Here is an 18,843-nt window from a genome sequence, read left to right on the forward strand (position 1 = left end):
TCGCCTTTTTTGTCCCAAAAGGCAAGGACGAAGCGCCTCATCGCAGAGGAAACACGCATCCCGCCCTGGAACGATGTCGGGAGAACGACGCTCTTTCCGCCCCGCAGCGCGTCGCCGGATGCTTTGAGCGGCGGCGACCCTTGCTTGGCCCGTGAGCCCCAAGCGCGCGCATCAGGCCACAGGCTTTTACAAAAGCGAACCGGAGCCGCTGATTCGATGCGATTTCGAAAGAAGAATCCTGTGCGTGCACACCGGGCGTGTCATGTTCACGCAATGTTGCCCTGCTAAGCGCTCTGCCGCGCACAGGGTCCCTCACACCCGCGCCATACCTTTTGACCTGGGTGGCCCCGGCGGCACACCCATTTTCGGAATTACGTCAATGCGGATCCTGTTGATTGAAGACGAGCTGGATATGGCGGCGCTGATTACCAGAAGCGTTCAGGATGCAGGGTTCGCGATCGATTCCGCGCGCACGCTCGCCGATGCACGGGAAATGGCGGCCCTCGCCTCCTATGCGCTCATCATCCTTGACCGCCGTCTGCCCGATGGGGACGGCCTCAGCCTTATCCGGAGTTTACGCACTGCGCAGCCCGGTGCGCCCATCATCGTCCTCTCCGCACTGGACGCCGTGCCGGACAGGGTCCAGGGGCTGGATGAGGGAGCGGATGACTATCTCGCCAAACCGTTTGACATGGCGGAGCTTCTTGCGCGGGCAAGGGCCGCGCTGCGTCGCCCCGGCGCTGAAGACACGCCGCCCATGATCTGCGGCCGTCTTGGTTTTCACCCCTCGACGCGAGAGGTCACGATCGATGGAACCCCGGTACTGTTCAAACGGCGCGAGCTTGCTGTCCTCGAGACACTGATACGGCGCGCCGGCAGGGTCGTCAGGCGCGAGACCCTGATCGAGGAAGTCTATGGCTTCGACGATGAGATCCAGTCCAACACGCTAGATGCGCATATCTCACGTCTGCGCGTTCGGCTTACCGCCTTCAAGGCGGGTATCGTGATTCATCCGATCCGCGGGGTCGGCTATCTTCTGGACCAGTGCTGAATGTGGATTCCCCGTTTCACCTCTCTGCGGATACGCATAACGGCCCTGCTGCTCGGCGTTCAGCTCGTCTGTGTGCTCTTCGTGGTCTTTCTGCACCCGTTTCTGATACCGGATACGAGCTATACCGACATCGCGGATATCACGACCCAGGACCTTATCGAGGACTCGCTCACCACTGACGCCTCTGGTGCGCTGGTCATCGCCCCCACACCGGCCCTGCGCCGTTATGCCGCCACCCGGCCTGACCTGATCTACGCAATTGCAGGCGCTGACGGGCAGATCGCCCGTGGCTCGAACAAATATCTCAGCGACCTGCTGAAGCAGATTGCCCCCGTGCGACTGGAAGATTCAGAAGGCTTCGATACGAGGCGGCCCGGCAAGGGACCGATCTATTTCGACACGCTCGATACCCGTTTCGGCAAGCTCTGTATTGCAGTGACAGGAGAGTCATTCGGGATCGCGGACATCCCGAGCTTTTTCGAGTTGTTCAAGCCCCTCGTTCTTGTTTACAGCCCGCTGATGATCGGGGTCTTCATCTCCCTCCCCCTTCTGATCATCTGGGCTCTGCGCCCGCTCAGCCTTGTCAAACGCGCTGCGGCCTCGATCGATCTTCATAATATCGATCATCCGCTTCCGACAGACGGATTGCCCAATGAGCTTCGTCCCGCCGTCGAGGCAATCAATGCTGCTCTGGCGCGTATTGCTGTTGGCTGGCAGCAGCAGCATTTCTTCATGGCCAATGCCGCTCATGAACTGCGTACCCCCGTTGCCATACTCCAGGCACGCATCGACCAGATCAGGCTCGATAGCGAAAGCCGGACGAGTCTCGGGCGCGATGTGCATCGGCTGCGCCGCCTGGTCGACCAGCTCCTGATCATCGCCCGTCTGGACCGGCAACAGACGACCTCTTTCACGCCCCTCGACATCGTGGACCTCTTACAGGGCGTGGTGGCGGATTGCGCGCCTTATGTCCTGCGCAGCCGCCGATCGATCGATCTGCAATGCAGCGTTCCGAAATGCGAATTCACTGGTGATCGTCAGGCGCTTGGCAGCCTTCTGACGAATCTGATCGACAATGCGACGAAGGCCGAACCCGAGGGAGGGACGATCTTTGTAAAGCTGGACGCCGAACCTACGCATATCACCATCACGGTTTCCGATCATGGGGCGGGGATTGCCGAGGAAGATCGTCAGCATGTGTTCGAGCCGTTCTGGCGCAAAGACCATCACGAGCCAGGGACTGGTCTGGGCCTCGCTGCTGCGAGGGACATCGTGACGCTCCATGGCGGTAGCATACAGATCGACCAGACACCGGGGGGCGGCGCAAGCTTCAGAGTGGTCCTTCCCGTAGACCCGTCCATTTCCTCCAAATGATGATACCGCATTGGAAGAAGAAAATACCTTCCATGAGGTCTCGCCGTCAGGCTCCTGCAATGTCCAGGAACTAGACTCCTCAAAGCCGGTCATCCTGACGACGCAATTGTCGTCAGCCCCGGCCACGAGGCAAGACTGCGATGATGCAAGTAAGCATGATTCCGCCGCACCGCATGGTTCTGAAAACGACGGGCACTTGCCACCTCTCCTCCCAGCGGCGTCTGGCAATCTCCGTTCCCTTGCCCTCTAAAGCCATGTCCCATGAGCGAAAACGGATACCCCTTCTCTCGGCCTCTCCAAACGCCACCATGGCAACGTCTGGAGCCGAGTACGGGCTGATGGCCGCATGGTGCGCCACGGCAAACGAGACATTCGGACGCGCTGTGCTCAGGGCCGTCGCCCTCCTGCGCAATGTTCGAGAAAACTGAGCAGATCTGCTGCTCACCCAAGGGACTCCACTTCGCATGATACCGACACGATCACGCCCGACCTTCCCGTCATCGCCTCGCTCCCGGCAACCCATAACACGGTGGCTTGACGTCAAACCGCTCTACCCGGAATTCCGGGTGGAGATGCGCGAGAGCCGGCCCTCTGCACGCGATGGTCTCGGCAGCCCGGTCCTCTCCCACGATGCACGACAAGACGGTCTGGCCGAGACACGGCCCGACGCCCCGAAGCGCGCCTTCTGGCATACGCCGTTATCGAGACGCGTCACGGGGCGCGCCGTGCAGATACTCAAGCTCGCCCCGGTGATGATCACAGAGGCGGCACCGTTACGTCCCCTCTCGGCGGCGCTGATACTCGGGCTCCAGATCCGTCTTCTGGAACTCGCGCGTAAACGGGGCCTCGCGGTGAAACGCGGGGGATGAGGACATTGCCGGAGCGCGCAGAGCCCGGCGTGTTGGTCCGAAACGCCGGTCCAGGGAGGGGGTGCGACGAAATCACAGATGATCGATTCGTGACACCCCCTGGATCGTGCGCAATTGCTCGCCCAAGCGTGGCGTGACCGGGTAATGCCCGGTCAGCGTCACTTCCACGGCCTTGGTCTCGTCCACAGCGGGCACCAGCACGATCTTGCCGCGTCCCCTGCCCTGGCTGCTTAGCAAGTCGCGCACCTTCGTCACCGCTGCAGCCTCGCTGATCCACACGCGCATCTCCGAGCTTTCCTGAGCGGCAGCCTTCTCCAGATCGGTCACATCATTGGCCGTGATGCGGAGCGCGTCGCCCTCAAGCTTGAGATCGGCCGTCACCATCACGGCCTGACCAGCCACAAGCAAATCGCGGCAGCGCGACAACACTTCCGAGAACAGGGTCACTTCGCAACCACCCGTCGCATCGGACAGACGCACCCACGCCATCTTGCTCCCGCTCTTGGTGGGGCGCTCCTTCTTGTCGACCACGCAGCCCGCGATACGCACGCGATAAGACCCATTTTCGGCTGCGGTCATGAGATTCTGGGATGTCAGCACATTGGCCCGCTTGAGGACCGAGCGATAGGCATCCAGCGGATGGGCCGACATGTGGAAACCGATCGCCTCGGCCTCGGCGGCCAGACGTTCAAATTCGGGCCAGTATGGGGCCTCGGCCAAACGCAGCTCCTCGGGCTCGGCCGAGGCACCGAATAGGCCGATCTGGCCGGATGCCGCCTCCTGCGCGTCAGACTGCGCGCGGCGCATGATGATTTCCGAGCTGGCAAAGACGATATGACGCGGCTTGTCGAGGGAATCGAACGCCCCCGCCTTGGCCAGGTTTTCGATCTGGATCTTGTTGAGCTGTTTCGCATCGCAGCGCGACGCCAGATCGGCGAGACTGGCGAAGGGCTTGTCGCCGCGCGCATCCACAATGGCCTGCATGGCTGTGAACCCCACACGCTTGACCGCAGCCAATGCGTAGCGGATGGCCCAGCTTCCGTCCTCCTGCTTTTCGAGCGAGAAATCCGCCTTCGAGCGATTGATGTCGACGGGCAGCACCTTGATTTTCATCCGACGCGCCTCCTGACAGAGCGAGGCCAGCTTGTCCGTCTTTTCACGGGCGAGCGACATGCATCCGGCGAGGAACGCCACCGGATGGTTCGCTTTCATCCAGGCCGTCTGATACGAAACAAGCGCATAGGCTGCGGCGTGTGATTTGTTGAACCCGTAATCCGCGAAGCGTGCCATGAGGTCGAACACCTCGGCGGCCTTCTCAGGGGTGATCCCGCGTCCGGTCGCACCCTTGACGAAGATCTCGCGCTGCGTGTCCATCTCGGCGCGGATCTTCTTGCCCATGGCGCGACGCAGCAGATCAGCGCCGCCCAGGCTGTACCCGGCCATTTTCTGCGCGATCTGCATGACCTGTTCCTGATAGACCATGATGCCATAGGTCTCAGACAGGATATCGCGAATTTCCTCATGGGGCGGCTCCCAGGAAGCACCATGTTTGCGCGCGCAGTAATCGGGGATATTCGCCATGGGCCCCGGACGATAGAGCGCCACCGCTGCGATCAGATCCTCAAGCCGCGTCGGGCGCATCTGCTTGAGAACGTCGCGCATGCCCGCGCCTTCGAACTGGAAGACGCCGCCCGCATCGCCACGGGCCAGCATGTCATAGGTCGGCGCGTCATCGAGAGGCAGGGTGGCCAGATCGACCTCGATGCCCTGCTGTGCGATGAAATTGATGCCACGCTTGAGAATGGTGAGCGTAGTCAGGCCGAGGAAGTCGAACTTCACTAGCCCCGCCTGCTCGACGAATTTCATATTGTACTGCGTGACCAGCATATCGCTCTTGGGATCGCGATAGAGCGGCACGAGCTCGACCAGTTCACGATCCCCGATCACCACGCCCGCGGCATGGGTCGAGGCATGACGATAGAGCCCCTCGAGCTGCAACGCGATTTCCATCAGGCGGCGCAGCGCCTCGTCGCTCTCGCGCATTTCCTGCAGACGCGGCTCGCCATCGATCGCCTGCTTGAGCGTGACGGGCTTGGCCGGGTTGTTCGGAATCAGCTCGGCCACGCGGTTGACCATGCCGAAAGGCAAGCCGAGCACGCGCCCGACATCGCGCACCGCAGCGCGCGCCTGGAGCTTACCGAAGGTGATGATCTGCGCCACGCGCTCGCCACCATATTCGGTGCGCACGTAGCGGATCACCTCATCGCGCCGGTCCTGACAAAAATCGATATCGAAGTCAGGCATCGAAACGCGTTCGGGATTCAGGAAGCGCTCGAACAGCAGGTTGAACGGCAGCGGATCGATATCGGTGATGGTCAGCGCCCAGGCTACAAGCGAGCCAGCGCCCGATCCACGCCCCGGCCCTACCGGAATATCATGCTCCTTGGCCCACTGGATGAAATCTGCAACGATCAGGAAGTAACCGGGAAAGCCCATGCGCCCGATAATCCCGAGCTCCATCTCGAGACGCTCTTCATAGCGTCTGCGTGTGTCGTCATCCGCCTCCATGCGCGACAGGCGCTGGCGCAGCCCCTCTTCCGACATGGCCCGCAATGTCTCTTCCTCGGTCGCTCCCTCATTGACCTTGGGACAGACCGGCAGAAGCGGCGGACGGGTCGAAACCTTCACCGCGCAGCGCTGCGCGATCATGAGTGTGTTGTCGCAAGCCTCCGGTAGATCGGCAAAGAGGGCACGCATGGCGTCGGGAGATTTAAACCAGTGCTCGGGCGTGACGCGCCAGCGCTCCTGCTCCGCCATCGTACGTCCCTGCGCGATGCAAAGCAGGGCGTCGTGGGCTTCATGCATGGCCGGTTTGGAGAAGAAGCACTCATTGGTCGCCACGAGCGGCAGGCCGAGACGATCTGCGGCGGCGATCATGCCGGGCTCGACAGCCTTCTCCTCAGGAAGGCCATGGCGATTCAGTTCGACGGCCATATGGGCGCCGAAGCTCTCCTGCAACCGGCGCAGCAGCGCCATGGCCTGATCTTCCTGCCCCTCGGCCAGCAGACGAAACAATGGCCCGCGCGTTCCGCCCGTCAGCAGAAAGAGACCGTCTGCATGGGCACAGAGAGTCTCAAGCAGAATGGCCGGGTCGGAGGGATCGCCCTTGAGAAATCCCTCGGAAGAGAGGAACTGCAGATTGGCGAGCCCCGCCTCATTGCGGGCCAGCGCCACCATGGGCTCCGACGGGGCACCGGGCTTGTCGCTGCGTGATGGCAGCGCGAGCTGACAGCCGATGATGGGCTGCACGCCCTTGCCCGAGCAATACTGGGAGAATTCCAGCGCCCCGAAGAGATTACCGGTGTCCGTCAGAGCAACGGCGGGCATGGCAGCATCGGCAGCCAGAGCCACCAGATCGGGTATGCGTATAGCCCCCTGGCTCAGCGAATAGGCAGAGTGATTACGAAGATGAACGAAGGGGGCATGGGACATGGGTCATGCTCTATCAGACCCTAACGCCCCCTTCATCCCTTTCTTTATTTTGCGACGATCTGACCGTCGCGCAGGGTCACGACGCGATCCATGCGCGACGCAAGCTCCTCGTTGTGCGTTGCGATCAACGCCCCCACATTCTCGCTTCGAACCGCATGCAGCAACTCGTCAAACACGGCGTCAGAGGTATGCACGTCCAGATTGCCGGTCGGTTCGTCGGCCAAAAGAAGCTTCGGTCGATTGGCCAATGCGCGAGCAATGGCCACGCGCTGCTTCTCTCCTCCCGAAAGCTTGCCCGGCAGATTATGCAGGCGGTGCGCCAGACCAAAGCGCGTCAGAAGATCGGTCGCGCGCGCGCGCGCATCTCGGGGGGAAACGCCTGCAATATGCTGGGGGAGCACCACATTTTCCAGCGCCGTGAACTCGGCCAGAAGATGATGGAATTGATAGACGAAGCCCACCTCATCACGTCGCATCTGGGTCCGTGCTGTATCAGAGAGAGCCGCCGTGTCACGCCCGGCAATGCGCACCCGGCCTTCCTGCGGCGCTTCCAGCAGACCAGCAATATGAAGCAGTGTCGACTTGCCCGTACCGCTGGGCGCGACCAGAGCCACGATCTCGCCAGGGAACAGATCGAACGACGCGCCCTTCAGGATTTCAAGCGTCTCTTCGCCCGAGCGAAAACGACGCGTAACGTCATTCAGGGAAAGCACCGGGACGGTCGCAGGGCTTGTTTCACTCATGGCGCAGCGCCTCGATCGGATCGGTCTTGGCGGCGCGCCAGGACGGGTAAAGCGTTGCGACGAAAGATAAGGCAAGGGCCATGACCATGACTTCGATGACCTGCGACCAGATCAGCTTGGCTGGCAGATGTTCGAGATAATAGAATTCCGGGTTGAACAGGCTGGTATGGGTCAGATGCTCCACACCATGCTGGATACGCTCGATATTAAGGCAGAACACGACCCCGATCCCGAAACCGATCAGCGTGCCGGACACGCCCACTGAGGCGCCGCACATCAGGAAGATGCGCATGACGGCACCGCGGCTGGCGCCCAACGTACGCAGCACCGCGATATCGCGCGTCTTGTCCTTGACCATCATGATCATGGAGGAAATGACGTTGAATGCGGCCACCAGAATGATCAGCGTGAGAATGAGGAACATCACGTTCTGCTGCACGGTCAGAGCGCCCAGAAACGCGTTATTACTCTGGGTCCAGTCCATCACGCGCAGCCTGGGATCATCCAGTCGCTGGGCAATGGCGCGTGTGACAGGCGTAACCTCGAGCGGGTCGCGGGTCGCCACCTGAATGAGCGATACCGCGCCGGGCATCATCAGATAGCGCTGTGAGGCTTCCATTGGCATGAGGACAACGCTGGTATCGTAGTCGTTGACGCCCGCATCGAAAATCATGACGACATGATAGGCCTTGACGCGCGGCATGTTCCCGAACGGTGTCGCACGGCCATTCAACGAAACGACTGTCAGCTTGCTGCCCACACTCAACCCTGCACGCGCGGCCAGAGTCGTGCCGATCGCAATGGCATCGTCACCCTTGAAATCATCCAGCTTGCCGTCGGTGATATTATCGCTCAGGGCATGCAGATCGCGGAGGTCTGACGGTAAAATCCCGCGCACCACACCGCCCGTGGAATAAGTCCCGGCATCGATGAGCACGGTCCCCTCGGTCATGGGCGTGACACGGGTGACATTCTTCACTTCACGTATGGCAACGACATCATCCTGGTAATTGGTGATGCTGTGCCCCGCGCTGAAGATGTTCAGATCGCCATTCAGCCCGAGCACGCGGCCCATCAGATCAGCGCGAAACCCGTTCATCACCGCCATGACGATGATGAGTGTGGCGACACCCAGCGCAATACCGATGAGCGAGAAAATCGCGATGATGGAAACGAAGCGTTCTCCGCGACGGGCGCGCAGATAGCGCCCCGCCACCACGCGCTCGAAGCGGTTGAACATGATCAGGCAGCGCCTTTGCCTGCTACGTCGGTACCAAGCACCTTCGCAAGCGCGTCTTCCACAGTCAGCTCGAAGCGCTCGCCAGTCGCACGGCGCTTGAGTTCGACCTTGCCTTCCTTTGCACCACGCGGCCCGACGATCATCTGCCAGGGATGGCCCATCAGATCGGCATCGTTGAACTTCACGCCGGCGCGCTCACCGCGATCATCATACAGAAACGCATCCGGGGCCGCGGCATAGAGCTGCTCGCACAGCGCATCCACCGCCTCATCGCCAGGCTTGAGGCTCAGAATGGCGGCGCGATAGGGCGCAACCGAGTCCGGCCAGATGATACCGGCCTCGTCATGGCTGGCTTCGATAATGGCTCCGACGAGGCGCGACACGCCAATGCCGTACGAACCCATCTCCGGGAAGAACTGGTTGCCATCGGCACCGCTGACCGAGATCCCCATGGACTCGGTGTATTTGGTACCGAAATAGAAGATATGCCCGACCTCGATACCGCGCCCTTCACGACGACGCTCGGCGGGCACGTCCTCCCACGCCTTCTCGTCATGCATCTCGTCGGTGGCGGCATAGAATTTCGTGACGCCGCTGAAGAAGGCGTCAAGGCTCGCATGGTCGGCGATATCGACCGCTTCATGCAGCCAGTCCTGCTCCTCGAGGGCTGCGTCGAAAAAGACGCCGCTCTCACCCGTGGGGGCCAGCACCAGGAATTCATGGCTCAGATCGCCACCGATCGGCCCGGTATCGGCTTTCATCGGGACGGCGCGCACGCCCAGACGCTGGAAGGTGCGCAGATAAGCCAGCATCATGCGGCGATAGGCCGCAACGGCGTCCTCATAGGACGCATCGAAAGAATAGGCATCCTTCATGAAGAATTCACGGCCACGCATCACGCCAAAACGGGGGCGGAGCTCATCGCGGAACTTCCACTGTACGTGATAAAGCGCCTGAGGCAGCTCACGATAGGATTTGACCGCCTGACCGAACAGATCGGTGATCATTTCCTCATTGGTCGGTCCATAAAGCAGCTCGCGGTCCTGCCGGTCGCGGATACGCAGCATTTCCGGGCCATAGGCGTCGTAACGGCCAGAGCGCTTCCACAACTCGGAAGACTGGACGGTCGGCATCAGCACTTCCTGCGCGCCGATGGCGTTCTGCTCTTCCCGTACGATCTGCTCGATATTGCGCAGCACGCGCAGACCTGCCGGAAGCCAGGCGTAGATGCCCGCCGACGTCTGACGCACGAGACCGGCGCGCAGCATCAGTCGATGCGAGGCGATCTGGGCCTCGGCGGGCACTTCTTTGAGGGTGGGCAGGAAGCTGCGGGACAGGCGCATCGTGAATGACCGTTCTGGAAAAGAAAAATGGCGCGCCCGTCAGGGCGCGGTGGTAGCTGAGGCTGCGGAATTAGACCCGTAGCAGATGGACATCGACCAGAGGGCGCTTCTGGAGCTTGCGCCCCAATGCACGGCGCAGAGCCGTCTTGGCCGCGTCGCGGAAGGCATCGTCGTCCTGGCGCAGATCATCAGGGATCTCGTCGATGGCATCTGCGAACTCCTCCGAGATGCGCGTGCTTTCAGGGTCCTCTGACTCGAGAAGGCCGGGGGCGCTGATCTTAGGCATGCCAATAACATATCCCTCATCGTCAACCGCGAAGCTCGCGATGACCATGCCGTTGAACAGCATCTTGCGACGCGCCGCCAGAACGCCGCCGGTCATGGGCAGCAGACGCCCGCCATCGAGCGCCAGACGACCCGTCGGGGCCGTATCCACCACCTCTGCATGGTCCGGGCCCAGTCGCAGCAGATCCCCGTCTTCGAGCAGGATCGCCTCGGCCCCGGTTTCACGGGCGAGGGCCGCGTGAGCCGTCAGATGGCGCCATTCACCATGGGTCGGAACGCTCAGCTTGGGGCGCACAAGGCTGTAGAGATGACGCAGATCATCCGCCGTGGCATGGCCCGACACATGGACCAGATGGTCCTTGTCGGTCAGCACTGTGGCGCCGCGACGGGTAAGATTATCCTGCACCGCCATGACCGCCTGCTCATTGCCGGGAATCATGCGCGATGAGTAGATGACCGTATCGCCCTCACCCAGCGCGATATTGGGATGGACGTCCGAAGCGATGCGCGACAGGGCCGAGCGAGGCTCGCCCTGGCTACCCGTGATGATCATCAGCAGCCGGTTATCGGGCACCGAATTCGCCTCACGCTCATCGAGGAAAGGCGGGATATCCCGGAGATAGCCGCATTCGCGCGCGGCAACCTCGAGATTACGCAAAGAGCGCCCGACAACCATCACCTGACGTCCGGCCGCCTTGGCAGCGCGCGCGATGCTCTCGACACGTGCGACGTTACTGGCAAAGCAGGTGATGGCGACGCGGCCATGCAGCGTCTTGATCAAATCGGCCATGGAGTCCCGCACCTGGCCTTCCGTACCGGAAATCCCGTCACGGAAGACATTGGTGCTGTCGCATACCATGGCCAGAACGCCCTCATCGCCCACAGCCTTGAAAGCATCGAGATCGGTCAGGGGGCCCACTACAGGCTCGCGATCCAGCTTCAGGTCGCCTGTGTGCACGATCGTGCCATAGGGGGTGCGCAGCACCAGCGACTGGGCCTCGGGCACAGAATGGGTGACATTGATGAATTGCAGGTCAAACGGCCCGACCGCAAAATGCCCGCCCATCGGGATCGTATGAATCGTCACCTGCGACAGCAGATGCGCTTCTCCCAGCTTGCGACGCAAGACGGCGCTTGCAAAAGGTGTGGCGTAGATCGGGCAGCGCAACTGCGGCCAGAGATGCGCGACGGCGCCGAGATGGTCTTCATGCGCATGGGTGATCACGAGACCGCACAGGCTCTTGTGTCGCTCGGCGATGAAAAGTGGGTCAGGCATGAGGATTTCGGCTTCAGGCGTATCATTGCCCGAAAACCCGATACCGCAATCAATGGCGAGCCATTTGCCATCGAGACAGTACAGGTTGAAATTCATGCCGATCTCACCTGTCCCGCCGAGCGGCAGGAAGGCCAGACCTTTTTCAGTAATGCTCATTGAATAGTCCTAAAAGAGTCAGAAAACGCACCTTCATCCTGGTGCCGGAATAAATTCGCCCGTGGCATTGCGCGCAGCCAGAAGGCGCAGCCCGTCGAGCGTGAGTGTTGGGGCAACATGCTGGAACAGATCTGTTCCCTCAGAAAAAAGCGGGGCAAGGCCGCCTGTGGCGATCACCTTGATCGGTGTGGCCATCTCAAGCGCAATGCGCGAGACAATTCCTTCCACCAGACCAACATAACCCCAGAAAAGCCCTGATCGCATGGCAACAGTGGTGCTGCGTCCGATCGCCGAGGACGGGCGCCCAACGCTGATGCGCGGCAGTCGCGCGGCAGCCTGATGGAGCGCCTCGAGCGACAGATTGACTCCCGGTGCAATCGCCCCGCCGCAAAATGCGCCCTCCTCATCGACCACGTCGAAAGTCGTCGCGGTCCCGAAATCGACCACCACAAGAGGGCCACCGAAAAAATGCTGGGCCGCGAGGCCGTTGAGGCGCCGATCCACACCAACTTCGGCCGGTGTGTCGACCTTGACCGGGCAACCCCAGTCCAGCGCGTTATTGGCAATAAGCGGCTCTATATCGAGCCATTCGCGACAGAGACGCCGCAGGTGATACAGCGCGGCGGGAACCACGGTCCCGATGATGGCACGGGAGATGGCGCGATGGTTGAGATTGGAGAGTTCGATCAGTCCCAGAAGCCAGACAGCGTATTCGTCAGAGGTCCGCTGGTCATTCGTCGAGATACGCCATGTGCCACGCCAATCCTTCCCGTCATGGACGGCAAAGACAATGTTCGTATTACCGGCATCGACAACGAGGAGCACAGACCATCCTTCACCCAAGCAACAGAATATCCCCCGCCGCGACCGTCTGAACCTCGTCCCGGTCGGTCTGAAGGAGAAGCCGACCGCACTCATCGAGACCCGCGAAGAAACCCTCAATATAGTCCCCCCCCCTCTGGACCGCAAGCCGCGAACCCGGCTCATGCGCACGGTCCAGCCAGGCGGCGCGCACAGGCGCAAAACCATCGCGCTCCCACCGGGCAAGCCATACCCCGAATTGGGTCAGGATATCCCGCGCAAGCTGCTCCGGCTCCACCGACCCGCCGAGAGCGGCTATCGAGACCGTTTGACGCCCTTCGATCTGAGGGGCGGATTTCAGATTGGCGCCGATGCCGGTCACGATCCAGGCTTCCGTACCCTGGCCACCCCGCTCGATCAGAACCCCACTGAGTTTGGCCCCGTCGCACTGCACGTCATTGGGCCATTTGAGCCGCAAAGAAACGCCGGGCAAATGGGAAGAGAGCGCATCATGCAGGGCGACCGCCACGAGAAATGGCATGGCCAGAACGAGCGCCTCGATACGCGGATGACGGCAGATGAACGAAAAGGAGAGATTGCCCTCGGGAGCACTCCAGACGCGCCCTCGTGTGCCACGCCCCGCGCTCTGGCGAAAAGCCAGGACGGCACTACCATTCGGCGCGCCATTTTCTGCATCGAACTTGCAGGTATCGGAGGTGGACCCCAGTGTCTCGTGACAGGTCAAGGTCCAGGGAAAGCCTGGTGTCAGGCTCATCGCGCTTCCGTAGTCTGAGGAATGGTGGGCGATGACGGGATTGAACCGCCGACCCTCTCGGTGTAAACGAGACGCTCTACCGCTGAGCTAATCGCCCTCAGAACAGGCGAAAACGAATCGCCGCCTGTTGTGAAACAGGGGATACGTTAACTGACGGCATCCTTCAAGCCCTTGCCGGGGCGGAAACGGACAGAAACCGAAGCGGGGATATCAATTTCCTCACCCGTGCGCGGATTACGCCCCTTGGCCGCCTTGCGCGTGGCGGTCACGAAGGAGCCAAATCCGACAAGGCGGACTTCCTGCTTGCGGGCCAGCGCCTCTTCGATGCTCGAGAACAGGGCTTCGACCACGTCGCCCGCCTTCGCCTTGGGAAGATCGGTCTTCTCCGCGACGGCCGCAATGAGCTCCTGTTTGTTCAGCGGCTTGTCCATCTCATTCCCTTTTAGAATTCGTCGTGATCCGTTGCGATGCCGATCCCTCGGCGGTTCATGCACCGCACTATGAAGGCGTTTTCCCTAACGTCAACAGCGCAGATAACGCCCCGGGCGGGCCAATTAACGCTTTGACCCCTGATGCGTCTTTCCTGCACCGCCCTCGGGCCGATCAGGAGAGGATCCACCGCCTCAAACGACAAAGGCCGCCCAGAAGGGGCGGCCTTTGTTTGATGTTGGAGACGAGATGCCCTTCAATGTGGCAACTGGCTGGAGAGGCTCTCTGCCGCTCGTGCCGCAGGGACGTCTTCCTCCTCGTCCCATTCGATTGCCTCAGGCGGCCGCACGAGTGCCGCGGCAAGAACCTGATCGACGTGGGAAACGGGGATGATCGTCAAAGCATCTTTCACGTTAGCCGGAATTTCGGCCAGATCCTTTTCGTTATCCTTCGGGATGAAAACGGTCGCAATTCCGGCACGCGTTGCCGCCAGCAGCTTCTCCTTCAACCCGCCGATTTCGAGCACCCGCCCGCGCAGGGTGATCTCACCCGTCATCGCGACGTCGCGCTTAATGGCAATCCCGGTCATGACGCTGACGATGGAGGTCGCCATGGCCACGCCAGCGGACGGACCATCCTTCGGGGTTGCCCCTTCGGGGACATGCACATGAATATCGCGCTTCTCGAACAGCGAAGGCTTGATGCCGAAGGTCTGGGCCCGCGAGCGCACGTAAGAGACAGCTGCGGACACACTCTCCTGCATCACCTCGCCCAGCTTGCCCGTGGCCTTCACATGGCCCTTACCCGGCAGCATCACACTCTCGATGGTCAGGATTTCACCGCCGACCTCGGTCCAGGCCAGACCTGACACCATGCCGACCAGATCTTCCGACTCAGTCTCACCATGCTTGAAGCGACGAATACCTGAGAACTCGCCCAGATTCTCCGGGGTGACGGCAATCGTCTCGACCGAAGACGTGACCAGACGCTTGACCACGCGGCGCGCGATCTTGGCAATCTCGCGCTCGAGGTTACGGACACCAGCCTCGCGGGTGTAATGCTGGATCAGGCTGCGCAGCGCGGCGTCGCTGATCGACCATTCATGCGGCTTGAGGTTATGCGCCTCGGCCTGCTTGCCCACCAGATGACGTCGGGCAATCTCGACCTTCTCATCCTCGGTATAGCCCGACAGGCGGATGACCTCCATGCGATCCAGCAAAGGCTGGGGCATATTGAGGCTGTTCGCCGTCGTCACGAACATCACATCCGACAGATCGTAATCCACCTCGAGATAATGATCGTTGAACGTGCTGTTCTGCTCTGGGTCCAGCACCTCGAGCAGCGCCGAGGACGGATCGCCACGCCAGTCCGACCCCATCTTGTCGATTTCATCGAGCAGGAAGAGCGGGTTCGACGTCTTGGCCTTTTTCATGCCCTGCACGATCTTGCCCGGCATCGACCCGATATAGGTGCGACGGTGACCGCGAATTTCGGACTCGTCATGCACGCCACCCAACGATATGCGCACATACTGACGGCCTGTCGCCTTGGCGATAGAACGCGCGAGAGAGGTCTTTCCGACGCCCGGAGGCCCGACGAGGCAAAGGATCGGCCCTTTGAGCTTCTGCGAGCGCGTCTGCACCGCCAGATACTCGAGAATGCGTTCCTTGACCTTCTCCAACCCATAATGCTCGGATTCGAGCACTTCTTCCGCTGCGGCGAAATCGCGAGACACCTTGGAGCGCTTTTTCCAGGGGATGGACAAAATCCAGTCCAGGTAATTGCGCACAACGGTGGACTCAGCGGACATCGGGCTCATGCCACGCAGCTTGCGCAACTCACCCAGCGCCTTTTCGCGTGCTTCCTTGCTGAGCTTCGTCTTGGCGATACGTTCCTCGATCTCAGCCGTCTCGTCTCGACCGTCCTCGCCCTCACCCAGTTCCTTCTGGATCGCCTTGAGCTGCTCGTTCAGATAGTATTCGCGCTGCGTCTTTTCCATCTGGCGCTTGACGCGGTTGCGAATCTTCTTCTCGACCTGCAGAACGCCGATTTCCTGCTCCATATGAGCGAAAACCTGCTCCAGACGCTGACTGACTGAACCGCCTTCCAGGATCTCCTGTTTTTCGGCGATCTTGAGATTTAGATGGCTCGCAATCGTATCGGCCAGCTTCGAGAGGTCCTCGATCTGGTTCAGCGAGACCATGACTTCCGGTGCGATCTTCTTGTTGAGCTTGATATACTGCTCAAACTGGGAGATCGCCGTGCGGCCAAGAGCCTCGGCCTCACTGCCGGCTTCGTGGGTATCTTCGACTTCCTCGATCTCGGCTTCGAAATGGCCGTCAACATCGTGGAATTCCTTGATCCGGGCGCGTCGAATTCCCTCGACCAGTACCTTCACCGTTCCATCGGGCAATTTCAACAGCTGCAGGATCGTCGAAACCGTACCGAAGCGATAGATGTCCTCGGCCGGCGGATCATCCTGCGCGGCGTTCTTCTGCGCAACCAGAAGGATCTGCTTGTTGTCACGGGTCACCGCCTCCAGGGCGCGGACCGACTTCTCACGCCCGACAAAGAGCGGAACAATCATGTGCGGGAAGACGACAATATCGCGCAGGGGCAGGACAGCAATCGTCTCGACAGTCTTGGCCTTGGCCTCTTCCGCACGGGATGCGGTGTTCAGCTTGGCCACCGCAGTCTTCCTCTTTTTCTCAGTCATGGAATATTGATCTCCTCGAGGACGATCTCGGCATGGTCACCCGAAATATGGCGTGAACGACGCCGCGTCAGCGCTGCCTGTCCAGGCAGCGACCTTGTATATGAGAACGGAGGAGCGCTGCGGCAAGGCGACCCTCCGGTTTTGCCCTGCAGGGTCAGGCAGACTGCTCAGCCGGTTCGCTGGCCTTGCCACTGCCGTAAACATAGACAGGCGCCGCACGATTTTCAGCGACATCCTTGTTGATCACGACCTCCTCAACGCCATCGAGGCCGGGGAGATCGAACATGGTACCGAGCAGAATGGCTTCCATGATCGAGCGCAATCCGCGCGCGCCCGTTTTGCGGGCGATCGCGCGTTGCGCGATCTGCACGAGCGCGTCATCGGTGAAGGTTAGAGCCACACCCTCCATCTGGAAGAGGCGCTGATACTGCTTCACGAGCGCATTCTTGGGCTTGGACAGGATGGCGACCAGCGTGTCCTCGTCCAGATCCTCAAGCGTGGCGACCACAGGCAGACGACCGATGAACTCGGGGATCAGACCGAATTTGAGCAGATCCTCGGGCTCGACGTCGTGCAGGACGGCACCCAGGCGACGGTCATCGGGGTTCTGCACATCGGCCCCAAAGCCAATGCCCGACCCTTTGCCGCGCGCCGAGATGATCTTGTCCAGCCCGGCAAAGGCACCGCCACAGATGAAGAGCATGTTGGTCGTGTCGACCTGCAGGAATTCCTGCTGCGGATGCTTGCGGCCGCCCTGTGGCGGCACGGATGCAACCGTGCCCTCCATCAGCTTCAGAAGCGCCTGCTGCACGCCCTCCCCGCTCACGTCGCGCGTGATCGACGGGTTGTCGGATTTGCGCGAGATCTTGTCGATCTCATCGATATAGACGATGCCGCGCTGAGCGCGCTCGACATTGTAATCGGCGGCCTGAAGCAGCTTCAGAATGATATTCTCGACGTCCTCACCCACATAACCGGCTTCGGTCAATGTGGTGGCATCGGCCATCGTGAAGGGCACATCGAGAATACGTGCCAGTGTCTGGGCCAGCAGGGTCTTGCCCGATCCGGTCGGACCGATAAGCATGATATTGGACTTTGCAATCTCGATATCATTGCTCTTCTGGGCATGCGCCAGACGCTTGTAATGGTTGTGGACAGCCACAGACAGCGCACGTTTGGCGATGAACTGACCGATCACATAGTCATCGAGAACCTTGCAGATTTCCTTGGGGGTCGGCACACCGTCGCGCGACTTCACAAGATGCGTCTTGTGCTCTTCGCGGATGATATCCATGCACAGTTCGACGCATTCATCGCAGATGAAGACGGTTGGACCGGCAATGAGCTTGCGTACCTCATTCTGCGATTTGCCGCAGAACGAGCAATACAGGGTGTTTTTCGAATCGCCGGTCTTGTTCGTCATCGTTGCTCCTCCTCCCCGACCCGGGCGACCGTGAGGTCACGTCGCGTCGGGGGAATTCCAAACTTAGGCCAGGCAGCGAGAGCCCGGCAAGCCCCTCCCGGCACGGGGCAATAATAGGATACTTGGCATGGGGGCGATGCAGGGCCTGAAAACCCAGCAAGTGGCCCGGCAGGAGGGCCGGACCTCACAACCGGAAAGCAGGATCAGCCCTGCTCGGCAACACTCTTGGGGCGAGCCTGAACGACCTCGTCCACCAGCCCGAAAGCCTTAGCCTCGTCAGCCGAGAGATAGGTATCGCGCTCGAGCTTCTGCTCGATTTCCTCTAGGCTGCGGCCCGTATGGTGGCGATAGATCTCGTTCAGGCGCTTGCGGATCTCGAGAATCTCGCGCGCCTGAATCTCGATGTCGGAAGCCTGCCCCTGAGCGCCGCCGGAGGGCTGATGCACCATCACGCGCGCATTGGGCAAACAGAAACGACGTCCCTTCTCACCGGCTGCCAGAAGCAGCGATCCCATGGAAGCGGCCTGACCAATGCACACCGTGCTCACGGGGCAGCGGATATACTGCATGGTGTCATACATGGCGAGACCGGCCGAAACCACACCGCCGGGGCTATTGATGTAGAAGGAAATTTCCTTGCTCGGGTTCACGCTCTCAAGATACAGGAGCTGGGCCGAGATGACAGCGGCCACCTGGTCATAGACAGGGCCTGTCAGAAAGATGATCCGCTCCTGAAGCAGGCGGGAATAGATATCGAAAGCGCGTTCGCCGCGTGACGTCTGCTCGACGACCATCGGTACGAGCGCGTTGTTGAAGATCTCGACAGGATCGCGATCCCTCATGGCCATTTCCGTTCCTAACTGGCACCGG

At 60.8% G+C, this 18,843-nt stretch carries 14 protein-coding genes and 1 tRNA gene; 3 read left to right on the forward strand and 12 right to left on the reverse strand.

Annotated elements, in window-relative coordinates:
- Nucleotides 1–379 precede the first annotated feature (379 nt).
- The 3 genes from C0V97_RS10625 to C0V97_RS10635 all read left to right on the forward strand — a co-directional run bounded on the left by C0V97_RS10625 (nucleotide 380) and on the right by C0V97_RS10635 (nucleotide 3,294).
- Nucleotides 380–1,051 carry a response regulator transcription factor gene (locus C0V97_RS10625; protein WP_127102568.1) on the forward strand — a complete coding sequence of 224 codons (672 nt, stop codon included), beginning with the start codon at nucleotides 380–382 and terminating at the stop codon, nucleotides 1,049–1,051.
- Nucleotides 1,052–2,425, forward strand: coding sequence for a sensor histidine kinase KdpD (locus C0V97_RS10630; protein WP_127102569.1), 1,374 nt, complete (start codon nucleotides 1,052–1,054; stop codon nucleotides 2,423–2,425).
- Nucleotides 2,426–2,889: 464 nt separating this feature from the next.
- On the forward strand, nucleotides 2,890–3,294 hold the full coding sequence (locus C0V97_RS10635) for a hypothetical protein (protein ID WP_127102570.1): 405 nt from the start codon (nucleotides 2,890–2,892) through the stop codon (nucleotides 3,292–3,294).
- Between the two features lie 72 nt (nucleotides 3,295–3,366).
- Here the strand turns inward: C0V97_RS10635 and dnaE are convergent, their stop codons facing one another.
- The 12 genes from dnaE to C0V97_RS10695 form a co-directional block, all read right to left on the reverse strand.
- Nucleotides 3,367–6,786 carry a DNA polymerase III subunit alpha gene (gene dnaE, locus C0V97_RS10640; protein ID WP_127102571.1) on the reverse strand — a complete coding sequence of 1,140 codons (3,420 nt, stop codon included), beginning with the start codon at nucleotides 6,784–6,786 and terminating at the stop codon, nucleotides 3,367–3,369.
- Nucleotides 6,787–6,830: 44 nt separating this feature from the next.
- On the reverse strand, nucleotides 6,831–7,529 hold the full coding sequence (locus C0V97_RS10645; protein ID WP_127102572.1) for an ABC transporter ATP-binding protein: 699 nt from the start codon (nucleotides 7,527–7,529) through the stop codon (nucleotides 6,831–6,833).
- A complete protein-coding gene (locus tag C0V97_RS10650) occupies nucleotides 7,522–8,769 on the reverse strand; it encodes a lipoprotein-releasing ABC transporter permease subunit (protein WP_127102573.1) in 1,248 nt (415 codons plus the stop codon). Before C0V97_RS10650 ends, C0V97_RS10645 begins: the two co-directional genes overlap by 8 nt.
- Nucleotides 8,770–8,771: 2 nt before the next feature.
- Nucleotides 8,772–10,112 (reverse strand): proline--tRNA ligase, encoded by a 1,341-nt coding sequence (proS, locus tag C0V97_RS10655; protein WP_127102574.1) that lies wholly within the window; start codon nucleotides 10,110–10,112, stop codon nucleotides 8,772–8,774.
- 70 nt (nucleotides 10,113–10,182) lie between these two features.
- A complete protein-coding gene (locus tag C0V97_RS10660; RefSeq protein ID WP_127102575.1) occupies nucleotides 10,183–11,829 on the reverse strand; it encodes a ribonuclease J in 1,647 nt (548 codons plus the stop codon).
- A 33-nt stretch (nucleotides 11,830–11,862) separates the two neighbouring features.
- Complete coding sequence (locus C0V97_RS10665) at nucleotides 11,863–12,654, reverse strand: type III pantothenate kinase (protein WP_127102576.1); 792 nt, start codon at nucleotides 12,652–12,654, stop codon at nucleotides 11,863–11,865.
- 10 nt (nucleotides 12,655–12,664) lie between these two features.
- A complete protein-coding gene (locus tag C0V97_RS10670; protein WP_127102577.1) occupies nucleotides 12,665–13,405 on the reverse strand; it encodes a biotin--[acetyl-CoA-carboxylase] ligase in 741 nt (246 codons plus the stop codon).
- 22 nt (nucleotides 13,406–13,427) lie between these two features.
- Nucleotides 13,428–13,502, reverse strand: a tRNA-Val gene (locus C0V97_RS10675).
- A gap of 49 nt (nucleotides 13,503–13,551) precedes the next feature.
- Entirely contained in the window at nucleotides 13,552–13,836 is a 285-nt protein-coding gene (locus C0V97_RS10680; RefSeq protein WP_127102578.1) for an HU family DNA-binding protein, read from the reverse strand.
- 254 nt (nucleotides 13,837–14,090) lie between these two features.
- Nucleotides 14,091–16,550: an endopeptidase La gene (gene lon, locus C0V97_RS10685; protein ID WP_127102579.1), complete on the reverse strand. Its 2,460-nt coding sequence runs from the start codon at nucleotides 16,548–16,550 to the stop codon at nucleotides 14,091–14,093.
- 154 nt (nucleotides 16,551–16,704) lie between these two features.
- Nucleotides 16,705–17,973 (reverse strand): ATP-dependent Clp protease ATP-binding subunit ClpX, encoded by a 1,269-nt coding sequence (gene clpX / locus C0V97_RS10690; RefSeq protein WP_127102580.1) that lies wholly within the window; start codon nucleotides 17,971–17,973, stop codon nucleotides 16,705–16,707.
- A 203-nt stretch (nucleotides 17,974–18,176) separates the two neighbouring features.
- Nucleotides 18,177–18,815 carry an ATP-dependent Clp protease proteolytic subunit gene (locus C0V97_RS10695; protein WP_127102581.1) on the reverse strand — a complete coding sequence of 213 codons (639 nt, stop codon included), beginning with the start codon at nucleotides 18,813–18,815 and terminating at the stop codon, nucleotides 18,177–18,179.
- Nucleotides 18,816–18,843 lie beyond the last annotated feature (28 nt).

Origin of the sequence: Asaia sp. W19 (genome assembly GCF_003994335.1) — a bacterium.
Classification (GTDB): domain Bacteria; phylum Pseudomonadota; class Alphaproteobacteria; order Acetobacterales; family Acetobacteraceae; genus Asaia.

Coding starts and splice junctions, on each gene's coding strand:
- C0V97_RS10630 (WP_127102569.1), top strand. CDS start 1,052: ATGTGGATTCCCCGTTTCACCTCTCTGCGGATACGCATAACGGCCCTG.
- C0V97_RS10680 (WP_127102578.1), bottom strand. CDS start 13,836: ATGGACAAGCCGCTGAACAAACAGGAGCTCATTGCGGCCGTCGCGGAG.
- C0V97_RS10670 (WP_127102577.1), bottom strand. CDS start 13,405: ATGAGCCTGACACCAGGCTTTCCCTGGACCTTGACCTGTCACGAGACA.
- C0V97_RS10635 (WP_127102570.1), top strand. CDS start 2,890: ATGATACCGACACGATCACGCCCGACCTTCCCGTCATCGCCTCGCTCC.
- C0V97_RS10625 (WP_127102568.1), top strand. CDS start 380: ATGCGGATCCTGTTGATTGAAGACGAGCTGGATATGGCGGCGCTGATT.
- lon (WP_127102579.1), bottom strand. CDS start 16,550: ATGACTGAGAAAAAGAGGAAGACTGCGGTGGCCAAGCTGAACACCGCA.
- proS (WP_127102574.1), bottom strand. CDS start 10,112: ATGCGCCTGTCCCGCAGCTTCCTGCCCACCCTCAAAGAAGTGCCCGCC.
- C0V97_RS10645 (WP_127102572.1), bottom strand. CDS start 7,529: ATGAGTGAAACAAGCCCTGCGACCGTCCCGGTGCTTTCCCTGAATGAC.
- C0V97_RS10660 (WP_127102575.1), bottom strand. CDS start 11,829: ATGAGCATTACTGAAAAAGGTCTGGCCTTCCTGCCGCTCGGCGGGACA.
- C0V97_RS10650 (WP_127102573.1), bottom strand. CDS start 8,769: ATGTTCAACCGCTTCGAGCGCGTGGTGGCGGGGCGCTATCTGCGCGCC.
- clpX (WP_127102580.1), bottom strand. CDS start 17,973: ATGACGAACAAGACCGGCGATTCGAAAAACACCCTGTATTGCTCGTTC.
- C0V97_RS10695 (WP_127102581.1), bottom strand. CDS start 18,815: ATGAGGGATCGCGATCCTGTCGAGATCTTCAACAACGCGCTCGTACCG.
- dnaE (WP_127102571.1), bottom strand. CDS start 6,786: ATGTCCCATGCCCCCTTCGTTCATCTTCGTAATCACTCTGCCTATTCG.